Origin of the sequence: Microbispora cellulosiformans (assembly GCF_008728085.1) — a bacterium.
Taxonomy (GTDB): Bacteria; Actinomycetota; Actinomycetes; order Streptosporangiales; family Streptosporangiaceae; genus Microbispora; species Microbispora amethystogenes.
This window is the reverse complement of record NZ_VYTZ01000001.1, coordinates 161,460-174,348: the sequence shown is the minus strand read 5'-3', so window position 1 is coordinate 174,348 and position 12,889 is coordinate 161,460. Positions and strand designations below refer to the sequence as shown.

The following is a 12,889-nucleotide window of genomic DNA, read 5'->3' as shown; positions in this document are numbered from 1 at the left end:
CGTCAGCCCGGCAGCAGGTGACGGGCCTCGTACACGGCCTTCCACTGTTTGCCCGACCGCCGCTGCTCCAGATATCTGCGGAGTTTCGCCAGGTCCTCCGGGTTGTCCTTGGCCGCCGTGCCGGCCAGACAGGAGACCAAATCGGCGGCGGTGCCGGGCTCTCCGCGCAGGAACCACCCGCGCAGCCCGACGGCGTGCGCGACCGAGACGGCCTCGGCGGTGCTCATCACCCCCGACAGCCGGTCGGTGGCGTCGCCGCGCGCGGTCTGCCCGCCGCGCAGCTCCCGGAACGCGGTGACCAGGACCTCCAGCACGTCGCGCCGTGGCGGGGCGCCGACGCCTGACCGCTTCAGGAGAGCGGTGGCCTCCGCCTCCACGAGCAGCAGTTCGGTGTCGAAGTCGGCGATGGGGAAGACCGTCTCGAAGTTGAACCGGCGCTTGAGCGCGGCGCTCATCTCGTTGACCCCGCGGTCGCGGGTGTTGGCGGTGGCGATGACGGTGAACCCCTCCTGGGCGAACACCATCGCCTCCGGACCGGTCAGCTCCGGCACGGCGAGCACGCGGTCCGACAGAGGCGACAGCAGGCAGTCCTGCACCTCCAGCGGGCACCGGGTGATCTCCTCGAAGCGCACCACCTTGCCCTCGGCCATGCCGCGCAGCAGCGGAGCGGCCACCAGCGACCGGGTGGACGGGCCCTCGGCCACCAGCAGCGCGTAGTTCCACGAATACTTGATCTGGTCTTCGGTGGTGGCCGCTCCGCCCTGGATGGTGAGCGTCGAGGTTCCGCTCACCGCCGCGGCGAGCAGCTCGGACAGCAGCGACTTCGCCGTGCCCGGCTCGCCCACCAGCATCAGCCCGCGGTTGGTCGCGAGCGTCACCAGCGATCGGTCGATCAGTGAGGGGTCGCCCACGAACTTGCGGCTGACGCCCAGCTTCTCGTCCCCGAGGACGAAGCGCCGGGCGGCCCGCAGGCTCAGTGCCCAGCCGGGCGGGCGGGGGTCGGTGTCGCTGTCCCGGAGCCGGGCCAGCTCGGCGGCGTAGCGGATCTCGGCCGGGGGCCGCTGTGCGTGCTCGTTCAACGGGTGATCTCCCTGAGGTCGCGCAGGATCTCGGACACGGTGATCGGGTCGAGGCCGTCGAGGGCCACGCCCGTCAGGGTCTGCTCGTCGGCGAACTCGGGGTAGCCGATCGAGATGCCCGGATCGAGACCGACGGTGACGGTCCCGCCGCCGGGCACGTCCCGCTCGATCCAGCCCTGCCAACCGGCGTCCTGCGGGTAGCCCCGGCGCCAGCCCCGCCGTTCCAGGCCGAGCACCCTGCCCGTGGGGACTCTGGCGGCCAGGATCTCGCCCAGCAGCGTCTCATCCGGGCCGTAGGTCTCCCGGCCCAGCTGCGGGAACGGCTGCAGGATCTCGTAGTCGGCGAACACCTCGGCCCACGCGGCCCGTTCCTCGCCCAGCTCCAGCGGGTGTGCCACCCCGACGACGGCCTCGTCGGGCAACGTCAGCGTGTCGTCCTCGACGTCGGCGAAACTGCGGTCCTCGGCCACCCGCAGGGCGCCGGTGAGCCGGCCCGAGGAGTCGTAGAGCCCCCACACCAGCCGCCGCACGATGTGCCAGAGCAGCGGGTGGCCGACGAGCAGCCGCCGGAAGTCCGCACCGGTCCAGCGGCGCCGGTTCACCATGGCCTGCTCCAGCCGGTGGATGCTGTCCGCGGCCACGGCGCGCACGTCCTTCTTCAGCCCGGTGAACCGCTGGTAGGCGTTGGGCGCGAGCTCCGGATCGTCGTTCGCCCCCGGCTTGGGCAGGTTCTTCAGCCGCTTTCCCGCGGCGTCGGTCACGTACGGCTTGAGCTGCTCGTCGAAGCCGACGACGAACCGCCTGCGGCCGTAGTCGAGGGTCAGGCTGCCGTCGGCGGCCAGCCCGAAGTCGGGCACCAGCCGGTCGGCCAGCTCCTGCGGGGTCAGGCCGAGATCCGCGGCGACCTCGTTCATCTTCTGCCTGGCCCGGTTCTTGAGCCCGGTGAACTTGACCTTCTCGGCGATGCCGTGCAGGTGCATCAGGGCGACGTCGGAGCCGATGGCGGCCAGCAGGTCCAGGCCCGCGACCGCCCGCGAGTGCCCGCCGTCACCGGGCCAGGTCCTGATCAGCGGCGTCAGCCGCCGGATGGTCTCGTCGTCGCCGATCAGTGCCAGCGCGTCCATCACCCAGCTCTCCTTGGACGGATAGCCGGCCCCCTGCCAGCGCTGGAACAGCGCCCAGCCGAGGTCAGCGAGGCTGCGGCTGTCGCAGGCCTCCTTCACCAGGGTCAGACCCGCGTACGGGTCCCCGAGCCGGGAGACCGCCAGCATCGTCATCACGTGGCGGACCGCCTCGGGCGGCAGCACACCCGCGCCGCCGCGCAACTGGACCGGCGTGAAGACCGCGACCTCCGCCCACTCGGGCAGCACGGGCATCCTGGCGGGCAGCGCGTCGAGCGGGTCGGCCGCGAGCAGATCGGCGACCGCGGCCTCGGCGGCGGGGCCGTACCCCGCGGCGGCCTCCGTCACCGCCTCGCGGCCGTCGCCCGCGGCCAGCACCGCCAGCGCCTGCTCCGCCTGCCGCCGGGCCACTCCGGGTCTGCCCAGAGCCGCCGGGATCAGCGCCCTCGCGGCCGTCTCGGGGTGGCGGGCCAGCCACGCCAGCGCGGTGGCGCGCACCGACCTCAACCGGGCCAGCCACTCGGCCATCAGCACGGCGATCTCCGGGGCGGCGAACGGAAGCAGCAGCGGAGCGATCTGGACGGGGGCGCGCCGGGCGCTGTCCACCATCATGGGCAGCGCCGCCGGGCCGAACCTGGCGGCCACCTGCGGCATCCAGTCGGAGACCCCCCACAGGTCGCCCGGGCGCCACTTCTCGATCAGCGGCCGGGCCAGCTCCTCCGGCCCGGCGGCGAACAGGGCGCTCTCGTCGAACGCGTACGAGGGGGTCTGCCGGCCGGTGGCGATCTGCTCGGCGATCCGGGCGGCTACCTTCTTCCACTCGCGCCGGGGCCGGTCCCAGGAACGGTGCTCCGGCAGGGCGGCACTCCAGGTGTCCCGCTCGCCCGGCCGCCACACCACGGCCGGCTCGTCGGCGCACACCAGGTCACTCACCACGACCGGCTTGCGGGCCTTGCGCGGGCGGGTCCAGGGCGGGCTGACCAGCACCTCGGGCAGGGCCTCGGGCGGAGCGACGGGGACGGCCGGCGCAGCCGTGATCTTGTTGATCCGTGCGGCGGCGGCGTCGTCGACGCTCGCGAGCACCTCGGCCACCAGGCCGGGATGGGCCAGCACGTGGGCGCGCAGCAGCGTGTCCACGACCTTGCCATTGGAGGTGGCCAGCATCCGCATCGCCCGGCGTGGGAAGCGGGCCGCCGCGCGCAGGAACGCCGGCTCGGCGTGCTTGTGGTCGATCCGGTCGAGGATCGCCCGCATGGCCGCGTCTGTCGGCAGTTCGGCGAGCACGCCCAGCAGCCGCCGCCGGCTCTCCACGTCGTAGAGCTTGTCGTACCATCCGGCCAGCACCGGCACGGCCGCGCCACCCATGCCATCGATGATCGTGGTGGGCAGAGCGAGGAAGTTCATCACGCCGTAGCCCGGCAGGTGGTCGGCGATGAGCGCCGCCTGCTCCGGCGTGCTGACCGCGGCGATCAGGCTGAGGGCGGGATTCGGGTTGACGCGGCTCACTTCGGCGCAGTCGTCCGCGACCCAGTCCACCTCGGTGGGGGCCAGATAGGAGGCCGCCACCCGATGGTGGAGCCCGCCTTCCCGGCTCGCCTCCAGCGCCGCGACGACCTCGGCGTACTCGGCGTCCGGCACCGCCGAGAGGACGGCACGGACCCGCGAGGCGATTTCCATCCAGGGCCAGCCGTACCAATGATTGGGGGACTCATCATCGGTGAGCCGCCGGGTCGGCTGGGCGTACCCGTTGAGCGAGGCCAGTTCGGTCACGGCGGTCGCCGCGAACACCGGGCCGCGTGCGACCAGCCAGGTCTCGGCGAACAGCGGCAACGACGTCCGCTCGTTCCACGGCAGGGCGGCGGTCACCAGCGAGGCGACCACCGCGGCGCCGAGCGGCGAGGGCTCCCCGGCCAGGTGTGCCGTGCCCGCGGCGGCGATCTCCGGGTCGGAGCACTTCGCCAGGGAATCGCGGATCAACTGCCGACGCTCGTTCACCATCGCGGCAAGTTGACTGGGCGCGCTCGCGTCCGGTCGCTTCACGGTGACCTTCGCGCCACCTCGCCGCGGATGAAGAGCGCGCAGCCAGGCGGCCGGCATCGTCAGCCGGTCCTCGTCCTCGGCGTCGCCGATCCCTGCCGGAGAGGTCGCCTCCGGAGAAGTCGCGGCAGAGGAGGCCACGGGCGGAGAGGTCACCGGCGCGGCGGCCGTTTCGTCTTCCGTGTAGCCCTTGCGCAACTTCTCCGCCACCAGCTTGTCCGCAGCCACCGTGGCGGCGGCGGCGGAGCCGAACGACTTGACCTGCGTCTGACCGGTCGCGCCCAGCCGTCCATAGCGAATGTTCAGCTCCGTACCGTCCTGGCGCACCTCCCAGAACTTCGCCGAACCGCCGCCGACATAGGTCAGCATCCGACCCGCGCTCATGCCGATACCTCCACGCTGCGTCTGGTGTAGAGCCCGTCGTCCAATGGACTTCAAGCGTCACGGCGGAGCGACCGCGCCATCTCGGACGCCTCCTCCTCGTGATCGCAGCGCGAGTATCGCGCTCGCGACCGACAATCCCGCTCCGCCGATCCGCCGCTGCGGCGCTGGTGTGGAGGATTTATGGCGTTAGCCGCCACGCTGGTGTGGAATGTGAAGATCACTGACGCTGATCCCGAGCGAGACAGGCGAGCGCATGACAGGTGACCAGGGCCGCAGGGCCCTCGTGGTGCGGGGTGGCTGGGAAGGGCACGTCCCGGTGGAGGCCACCGAGTTGTTCATTCCGTTCCTGGAGAAGAACGGCTTCGAGGTGGTCCGGGCCGACTCCCCGGCGCCGTACGCGGACAGCGCGTTCATGGCGGACGTCGATCTCATCGTGCAGTGCTACACGATGGGCACCATCGAGCCGGAGGAGGTGCGCGGGCTGGACGTCGCGATCCGGGCGGGCACGGGGATGGCGGGATGGCACGGCGGCATCGCCGACTCCTTCCGCAGCACCTCCGACTATCTGCACCTCATCGGAGGGCAGTTCGCCTGCCATCCGGGGAAGGACCCGGCCGAGTGGCGCGAGGGCGCGGAGGAGAACTACTTCGTGCCGTACACCGTGAACATCCTGCCCGAGGCGGCCTCGCACCCCATCACGGAGGGCATCGCCGACTTCGACCTCGTCACCGAGCAGTACTGGGTGCTGACCGACGAGTACGTCGACGTGCTGGCGACGACGACGCAGAAGGTCCGGCCGTGGGACCCATGGCACCGGGAGGTCACCTCGCCGGCGATCTGGACCCGGCGGTGGGGGAGCGGGAAGGTCTTCGTCGCTACGCCGGGCCACAACCTCGACGTCCTGCGGAACGACAGCGTGCGCACCGTCATCGAACGGGGGATGCTCTGGGCCTCTCGGTGAACGCGGGGAGCCGCGGGCTCTGACGGGCACGTAGAGACGAGCATGGAGAGGGGAGCGGGCGTGACCGCCCGCTCCCCGTGTTCTTCACGTCGTTCTTCACGTCGCCCGTACGTCGTGACGTACGGGCGGGTGGGTCAGCCGATGGTGCAGGCCGAGCCGTTCAGGCTGAAGGCCGAGGGGGTGGGGTTGCTGCCGTTGTGCGTGCCCTGGAAGCCGAACGTGGTGCTGGCCCCGGGGGCCAGCGAGCCGTTGTAGGACACGTTGCGGGCGGTGACCGACGAGCCGCTCTGGCTGACGGTGGCGTTCCAGGCGCTGGTGACCTGCTGGCCGCCGGAGAAGGACCAGGTCAGCGTCCACCCGTTGACGGTGCTGCTACCGGTGTTGGTGACGGTGATGTCGGCGGTGAAGCCGTTGTTCCACTCGTTCTTCACGTAGGACACGCGGCACGGCCCGCCGCCCTGCGGCGAGGAGGGCGACGTCGAGGGCGTGACCGAGGGCGAGGGACGGGTGGAGGGCGAGGACGACGGTGAGGCGGAGGGGCTTGTGGTGGTGCCGCCGTTGATCGTGATGTTGGAGTTGCCGCTGCTCTGGTAGCCCTCGGTGGCGAGGATCTGGTAGTCGTGGCTGCCGAGCTGCATGCCGTAGCGGGCCCAGGCGTCGAAGTGGTTGCCGATGGTGATCGTGCCGCCGACCCGCTTCTGCTGCCGGACGCTCCAGTACTGGTTGAACGTCTGGTTGCCGTCGATCGACGGGGCGTTGTACCGGGTCGTCTGGTAGACGTCGTAGGTGCCGCCGTCGCTGGTGACGGTGCCCTTGAAGGTGCCGGTGGGACGCCAGGAGCCCCAGCTGTCGACGATGTAGTACTCCACCAGCGGACCGCGGGTCCATCCGTACAGGGCCAGGTAGGCGTTGCCGGACGGGTTGAAGCTGCCGGAGTAGGTCACCGTTCTGCGCGCGCCGGGCTTCCAGCCCTTGCCGGCGACGAAGTTGTTGGTGTTCCGCCAGGAGGTGCTGTAGTTCCCGCCCGAGCCCAGGTCCATGGAGACCGTGCCCTGGCTGTCGGTCCAGAACGAGAAGAAGTACCCGTCGTGGGTGCCGGTCTGGTTGGTGGTGACGGCCGCGTGGGCCACACCGGGCAGCAGCGCCACCGCCGCGGCCAGCACCACCGCGGCCGTACGGCCGATCAACGACCGCAGACGGCCGCGGCCTCTCAAGTGCACGTTCATGTACGTACTTCCTCCTCGTGAGAAAGGCCGAAGGCGGCCGGGCGGCGTCGGGCCGTCGGTGGCCTGTGGGGTCACGGCCGCCACCGGGCGTCGGCGTCGCACAACGCGGCGGAGGGTGACCGGTCGTCGTGTCTGCGACGACCGGAGGACCACATCGCGGTCGGTTACCGGTTCCGACAGCGGTTGAGGCCCCTCGCCGACGAAACTATCGATTGAACGGCGAAAGTGTCAGATGGCGTCCACACCGCTGTCAACGACGCGTGTGAGGGGGGCCGGGGTCGGTGATCTCGCCGCGTACATCACCCCTGGCCACCGCCCCTCGGGGGCGATCCCTGCGCGAAGTGGGCGATGAAAATTTCGAGGATGACGCCGGTTGCCGCCCAAAACGGCACCTGTTCTCGCGTCCCGCGCCTGACTCGCTGCGTGGTGTAGCCGGAATCGTGAAACTTTCACCGAGATTGACCGGCTCTTCACTCCTCGGAGTTCGGCCTCGTGCGACTGGGCGACCAGCGTTTACCCGAATCGCCACCTGCTCAAAGGGTTCTACGGGCCCTCCGAAATCGTTGACACTCCAAGTCAGGCGTGCCGATACTTTCGCCAATGCGCCGATAGTTTCGGCATCGGGATGACCACGATTGCTGGCCGCGACCGTTCTCCCTGCCGTCTTCGGCTTGTTCACGAGGAGGAAGTACGTACATGAACGACGTTCACGTGCACATGAGAGGCCGCGGCCGTCTGCGGTCGTTGATCGGCCGTACGGCCGCGGTGGTGCTGGCCGCGGCGGTGGCGCTGCTGCCCGGTGTGGCCCACGCGGCCGTCACCACGAACCAGACCGGTACCAACAACGGGTACTTCTTCTCGTTCTGGACCGACAGCCAGGGCACCGTCTCGATGGACCTGGGCTCGGGCGGGAACTACAGCACCTCCTGGCGGAACACCGGCAACTTCGTCGCCGGCAAGGGCTGGAAGCCCGGCGGACGCCGGACCATCACCTACTCCGGCAGCTTCAACCCGTCCGGCAACGCCTACCTGGCGGTCTATGGCTGGACCCGCGGTCCGCTGGTGGAGTACTACATCGTCGACAACTGGGGCACCTACCGCCCGACGGGGACGTACAAGGGCACGGTGACCTCTGACGGCGGCACCTACGACGTCTACCAGACGACCCGGTACAACGCTCCGTCCATCGACGGGAACCAGACGTTCAACCAGTACTGGAGCGTCCGGCAGCAGAAGCGGACCGGTGGCACCATCACCGTCGGCAACCACTTCGACGCCTGGGCCCGCTACGGCATGCAGCTCGGCAGCCACGACTACCAGATCCTCGCCACCGAGGGCTACCAGAGCAGCGGCAACTCCAACATCACCATCGGGGGCTCCTCCGACGGCGGCAACCCCACGTCGAACCCCACCACTCCGCCTCCCGGCAACGGCGGCTGCACCGCGACGCTCTCCGCCGGTCAGCAGTGGAGTGACCGGTACAACCTCAACGTCTCGGTGAGCGGTTCGAGCAACTGGACCGTCACGATGAACGTGCCGTCCCCGGCGAAGGTCCTCTCCACCTGGAACGTCAGCGCCAGCTATCCCAGCTCCCAGCAGCTGGTCGCCAGGCCCAACGGCAGTGGCAACAACTGGGGTGTGACGATCCAGCACAACGGCAACTGGACCTGGCCGTCGGTCTCCTGCTCGGCGAGCTGACCCACCCACCACACGGCACACAGGGCGCGGCGGCTCACACCCGCCGCGCCTCGTTCCCGTCCCACCCGAGCGCGTCCTTGGAGAGGTGCGCCGGCGATGGTTACCGCCTGATCTTCAGCAGATCAGGGAGTCGAACTCTCCGGTTTTGATGCCGCTGACGAATGCCTGCCATTCGGCGGGGGTGAAGGCCAGCGTGGGGCCGTCCGGGTCCTTGCTGTCCCGTACGGCGACCACCCCCGGCAGGTTGACGGCCACCTCGACACACTGACCGCCGTTGTCCGAGGAACGCGACGACTTTCGCCAGACGGCGGCACTCAGGTCCACTCGCGTCTCACTTCCTCGATGATTCGGAGGGATATGTGCTCAGGGTAGGCCCACAGTCGTATCGCCTAATAGCGCTTCCAAATCGCGGAAACGTGGTCGCAATCGGTAGTGATATGTCCCTGCACGGGTGAATCCGCGTGGACGGCGTCGGGCTCGCCGCGCGCGAACTCCGCGATCATGAAGGCGCCTGCCAGTCCCGCCACGCATTCCGGATCGACAACCTGGATGGCGACGGTGGGCCGTCGCGTGCTCTCAATCAGGTGATCGAGCTGCTCCAGCATCGATTCGGCTCGGCCGATCCTGCGGCGCAACACGCCTTCGTCGACGAGGGCCAGGTAAGTCGGGGATTCGTCCCGATCGAGGATCCGCTGCCGCTGCATACGAGCTTCGACATGCTGCTCCACCTCTTCGCGACCGATCTGCCGTCCTCCGCTGAACAGATGCCGGGCGTACGCCTCGGTCTGGAGGAGGCCGGGGATCAGGAGGGGGTCCCAGGAACGGAGGATGCGGGCGGCGGGCTCGGCGGCTGCACGGTCGATCCCGGATGAACGCGGTGAAACTCCTCCGCCAACCGGGCGAGGGGAGGGCCGCGCAGGGCGGGGACGCCGGCCGGGAGGCCGGACCTTCAGGCTGGAGGCGATCGGTGACGGCGGGCGAGCGGCACGAAGGGTTCGCCGGGACGGGCCGGAAGCCGCGCGGTGCGGGCGTGCGCGCCGCGCCGATCCCCCGGCCGTACGGCACCTGGCGACAGGAGTTCCCCGGGCGGACAGGTCGGTCCCCGAGGCTCGGAAGTGGGCGCGCGGCCTGCTCGGAGAGCGGGTCGCGGCACCGGTCCTCGACGACGTGGTGCTGCTGCTGAGCGAGGTGGTCACCAACGCCGTCACGCACTCCGGCTCGGGGCGCGACGAGGACGGCCGGGTGGCGGTTCGGGTGACCTGCGACAGCGGAGGCGTACGCGTCGAGGTGCGCGACGGCGGATCGGCCACCGGCGCGCCGGTGGTGCGGGCGCCGGACATCGAGGCCGTCGGCGGGCGCGGCCTCTGGCTGGTGGACGGACTCGCCACCGCGTGGGGCACATGGCGTGACGACGCCGGTGCGACGGTCTGGTTCCGAGTGGCCGCCCGCCGGTGACCGTACGGCGGACGCGCGGCCGGCCCGGCCCGGATGCGCCGGGTGACCCGCACGGCCGACACGGGCCGGCGGCGACGCGGGTCAGCCGGCGGTGTCGCGGAGGTAGGCGATGACGGCCAGGACGCGCCGGTGCGTGTCGCGGTCGGCATGGAGGCCGAGTTTGGGGAAGATGCTCGCCACGTGTTTCTCGACCGATCCTTCCGAGATGTGGAGGGTGCGGGCGATCGAGGCGTTGGAACGGCCCTCGGCCATCGCCGTGAGCACCTGGCGTTCGCGTTCCGTCAGGGCGTGCAGGTGGGGGTCGCGGCGACCGCGGTTGAGCAGCTGGCGCACGACCTCGGGATCGATGACGGTGCCGCCGGCGCCGACCTCGTCGACGGCGCGCAGGAAGTCGCCGACGTCCGCGACGCGGTCCTTGAGCAGGTAACCGATGCCGCGGATGTCACCGCCGAGCAGATCAACGGCGTAACGGTCCACCACATACTGCGACAACAGCAGCACGGCCACCCCGGGGTGGCCGCTGCGGATGGCGAAGGCGGCGCGCAGCCCTTCATCGGTGAACGTCGGCGGCATCCGGATGTCGACGACAGCCAGATCCGGCCGGTGCTCGGCGATCGCGGCGAGCAGGGCGTCGGCGTCGGCGACGCCTGCGACGACCTCGTGGTGTTTGTCGCTAAGCAGCCGGGTCAGCCCGTCGCGGAGCAGCACGGCGTCCTCGGCGATCACGATGCGCACGGCAGCTCCACGGTGATCAGAGTGGGTCCGCCGGCGGGGCTGTCGATGGTCAGGACGCCGCCGACGCTGCCGACCCGGTCCGTCAGCCCGGCGAGTCCCCCGGTGGGGTGCGCGACGGCGCCGCCCGCGCCGTCGTCCCCGACCTCGATCGACAGCAGGTCGCCGCGCCGGCGGACGCGCACCCAGCCGTTGTCGGCCCCGCTGTGCTTGCTGAGGTTGGCGAGCAGCTCGCCGACGCAGAAGTATGCCGTGGCCTCCACCGTGGCGGGGGGCCGGGCCGTCAGGCCGATGTCGGTGGTGACCGGGACGTGGCAGCGGGCGGTCAGCAGGGGTACGGCGCCGTCGAGACCGAGATCGGTCAGCACGGCCGGGTAGATGCCGCGGGCGAGCTCCCGCAACTCGGCCAGCGCCTGTTTGGCCTCGGCGTGGGCGGCGGCGACCCGCGCCGCGGCCGGATGCGGTGCGGCCTCGGCCTCGAGCTCTTCGCGGGCGCGTCCCAGCTCCATCGCCAGGGCCACCATGCGGACCTGCGCGCCGTCGTGCAGGTCGCGTTCGATGCGGCGCAGGTGTGCCCCGGCCTGTTCGACGGCCTGGTCGCGGCGGCGCGTCATGGTCTGTATCCGCTCGTCCTCGCCGGAGGCGGCCACGAGCCGCAGCCGCAGCCGGTCCAGAGCCGTGAGGGCGTGTACGAGCCATGGCGCGACCAGCAGGGCGGCCACTCCGAGCACGCAGATCAGCGGCGGGTACGGCCACCGGACGGGGTACCAGCGCCACACCGCCACGGTCACCTCTCCGGTCTGGTGCCCGTCGAGGGAGGGGAGCCACGGATACCAGAGCGGACAGGTGGCGCTCAGCGCTCCCAGCCCCCACCACAGCGCCACCAGGTACGCCTGCGCCACGCCGAGCGGGACGGCGAGCACCGCGTACAGCAGGCACCGCCACCCGGTGCGGTCGGCGAGCGCGTCGCGGATCCAGCCGGCCGCTCCCGGACGGGTGCGTGGCCGCGGCGGCGGCGCCGCGACGCGCAGCTTCAGCACCACCCGGGCGCGGGCGCGCTCGACGACCCCGACCACCCGGGCGGCGGTGACCACGGCGGCCAGCGCCGCCAGTCCCACCACGGTGAGGCCGGCCAGCAGGGCGTACGCGGTCACGACCACGAACAGCAGGCACATGACAGAAATCGGCGCGCCGAGCAGCAGATGCCCCGTCTCCCGCCAGGTGCGGGCGCGGACCGGCTCGATCAGCGCCCGGCGCAGCCCTCTCATCGACCGCCTCCCCCACCCCGCCGGCGTCTCCGCGTGATCAACCAGTATGCGCAGCACAGGATCGCGCTGTTGACCAGATACAACCACTCCACCGCGCCGCCGCTGCCGAGTCCGAACGACTGGGCCTGGCCGGCGACATGGACCAGCGCGTGGCCGTAGTCGGCGCCCACCTCGGTGTCCATCGACAGCACCGTGTCCATCGCCCAGTTCCAGGAGGTGTGGAAGCCGATCGCCAGCCACAGTCCGCCGGTGGCCAGCCGGGTCAGTACGAAGAATCCGGCCATCAGCATGAGGTCGGCCGAGAGGACCACGACCAGCAACGGGGACGACGGCGGTCCCGAGAAATGCGGCAGGACGAACAGCAGTCCCGACACCATCGCGGCCCGCCGCATCGGCCAGCCGTCGGCCAGCGTCTGCAACGCGTAGCCGCGGAAGGCCGTCTCCTGCATGACAGCACTGGCCGCGTACATGATCAGGCCGGTGGCGAGCCCGCCGAGCACCGCGGCCGGTGACCTCTCGCTCAGCTCCGTGCCGGTGACCTGGATCCAGCCGAGCGCCCAGGACAGCGCGAACACGGCGGTCAGGGACACCGCACCGGTGGCGAACCCGGTCAGGACGTCCCGCCCGGACCACCGCGACAGGCCGATCGACGACCACTCGCGGCGGTCCACGTGGCGGCGGAACACGTAGGCCAGTCCCACGGCGGCCGCTGCGATCACCAGATGGGCGAGCAGGTTCGCCACCCGCGAGCCATGGGCGACGATGCTCGCCGTCCCCGTCGCGGCCATCACCAGGGCGAGGTAACAGGTCAGGCGCCAGCCCTTGCGCGGACGTCCGGAGGGCTCGCGGAAGACACGTGCGATCCGGCCTCTGTTCACCGCGGATGCGGCGGTCGCGGTCGTCATGTCCCGCCTCCTCGTCATGGGGT

Annotated in this window: 11 protein-coding genes; 3 read left to right on the top strand and 8 right to left on the bottom strand. The window is 70.9% G+C overall.

Annotated elements, in window-relative coordinates:
• Positions 1 to 2 precede the first annotated feature (2 nt).
• On the bottom strand, positions 3 to 1,079 hold the full coding sequence (locus F5972_RS00610) for an ATP-binding protein (protein ID WP_150930025.1): 1,077 nt from the start codon (positions 1,077 to 1,079) through the stop codon (positions 3 to 5).
• On the bottom strand, positions 1,076 to 4,621 hold the full coding sequence (locus F5972_RS00605; protein WP_150930023.1) for a DUF4132 domain-containing protein: 3,546 nt from the start codon (positions 4,619 to 4,621) through the stop codon (positions 1,076 to 1,078). Before F5972_RS00605 ends, F5972_RS00610 begins: the two co-directional genes overlap by 4 nt.
• A 253-nt stretch (positions 4,622 to 4,874) precedes the next feature.
• Between F5972_RS00605 and F5972_RS00600 the strand changes: the two genes are divergently transcribed.
• Positions 4,875 to 5,582, top strand: coding sequence for a ThuA domain-containing protein (locus F5972_RS00600; protein WP_150930022.1), 708 nt, complete (start codon positions 4,875 to 4,877; stop codon positions 5,580 to 5,582).
• Between the two features lie 134 nt (positions 5,583 to 5,716).
• Here the strand turns inward: F5972_RS00600 and F5972_RS00595 are convergent, their stop codons facing one another.
• Entirely contained in the window at positions 5,717 to 6,808 is a 1,092-nt protein-coding gene (locus F5972_RS00595; RefSeq protein ID WP_150930020.1) for a glycoside hydrolase family 11 protein, read from the bottom strand.
• Between the two features lie 696 nt (positions 6,809 to 7,504).
• Between F5972_RS00595 and F5972_RS00590 the strand changes: the two genes are divergently transcribed.
• Complete coding sequence (locus tag F5972_RS00590; RefSeq protein ID WP_150930017.1) at positions 7,505 to 8,506, top strand: glycoside hydrolase family 11 protein; 1,002 nt, start codon at positions 7,505 to 7,507, stop codon at positions 8,504 to 8,506.
• A gap of 114 nt (positions 8,507 to 8,620) precedes the next feature.
• On the opposite strand, the gene F5972_RS00585 is transcribed toward F5972_RS00590, so the two are convergent.
• Positions 8,621 to 8,830, bottom strand: coding sequence for a DUF397 domain-containing protein (locus F5972_RS00585; RefSeq protein ID WP_150930015.1), 210 nt, complete (start codon positions 8,828 to 8,830; stop codon positions 8,621 to 8,623).
• Positions 8,831 to 8,895: 65 nt separating this feature from the next.
• Positions 8,896 to 9,309 (bottom strand): DUF5753 domain-containing protein, encoded by a 414-nt coding sequence (locus F5972_RS39235; RefSeq protein ID WP_404803027.1) that lies wholly within the window; start codon positions 9,307 to 9,309, stop codon positions 8,896 to 8,898.
• Positions 9,310 to 9,334: 25 nt separating this feature from the next.
• Here F5972_RS39235 and F5972_RS00575 point away from each other — a divergent pair, with 25 nt between their 5' ends.
• On the top strand, positions 9,335 to 9,961 hold the full coding sequence (locus tag F5972_RS00575) for an ATP-binding protein (RefSeq protein ID WP_150930011.1): 627 nt from the start codon (positions 9,335 to 9,337) through the stop codon (positions 9,959 to 9,961).
• Between the two features lie 81 nt (positions 9,962 to 10,042).
• Here F5972_RS00575 and F5972_RS00570 read toward each other — a convergent pair whose 3' ends face one another.
• The 3 genes from F5972_RS00570 to F5972_RS00560 are packed head-to-tail and all read right to left on the bottom strand — an operon-like array spanning position 10,043 to position 12,866.
• Positions 10,043 to 10,696 carry a LuxR C-terminal-related transcriptional regulator gene (locus F5972_RS00570; protein WP_150930009.1) on the bottom strand — a complete coding sequence of 218 codons (654 nt, stop codon included), beginning with the start codon at positions 10,694 to 10,696 and terminating at the stop codon, positions 10,043 to 10,045.
• A complete protein-coding gene (locus tag F5972_RS00565) occupies positions 10,684 to 11,961 on the bottom strand; it encodes a sensor histidine kinase (protein ID WP_150930007.1) in 1,278 nt (425 codons plus the stop codon). The genes F5972_RS00570 and F5972_RS00565 overlap by 13 nt, the downstream gene beginning before the upstream one ends.
• Positions 11,958 to 12,866: a CPBP family intramembrane glutamic endopeptidase gene (locus F5972_RS00560; protein WP_191909873.1), complete on the bottom strand. Its 909-nt coding sequence runs from the start codon at positions 12,864 to 12,866 to the stop codon at positions 11,958 to 11,960. The genes F5972_RS00565 and F5972_RS00560 overlap by 4 nt, the downstream gene beginning before the upstream one ends.
• Positions 12,867 to 12,889: the final 23 nt, after the last annotated feature.

What these genes read in the sequence shown, in the direction of transcription:
- F5972_RS00605 (WP_150930023.1), bottom strand. Translation starts at nt 4,621, where the DNA reads ATGAGCGCGGGTCGGATGCTGACCTATGTCGGCGGCGGTTCGGCGAAG.
- F5972_RS00600 (WP_150930022.1), top strand. Translation starts at nt 4,875, where the DNA reads ATGACAGGTGACCAGGGCCGCAGGGCCCTCGTGGTGCGGGGTGGCTGG.
- F5972_RS00595 (WP_150930020.1), bottom strand. Translation starts at nt 6,808, where the DNA reads ATGAACGTGCACTTGAGAGGCCGCGGCCGTCTGCGGTCGTTGATCGGC.
- F5972_RS00590 (WP_150930017.1), top strand. Translation starts at nt 7,505, where the DNA reads ATGAACGACGTTCACGTGCACATGAGAGGCCGCGGCCGTCTGCGGTCG.
- F5972_RS00575 (WP_150930011.1), top strand. Translation starts at nt 9,335, where the DNA reads ATGCGGGCGGCGGGCTCGGCGGCTGCACGGTCGATCCCGGATGAACGC.
- F5972_RS00565 (WP_150930007.1), bottom strand. Translation starts at nt 11,961, where the DNA reads ATGAGAGGGCTGCGCCGGGCGCTGATCGAGCCGGTCCGCGCCCGCACC.
- F5972_RS00560 (WP_191909873.1), bottom strand. Translation starts at nt 12,866, where the DNA reads ATGACGACCGCGACCGCCGCATCCGCGGTGAACAGAGGCCGGATCGCA.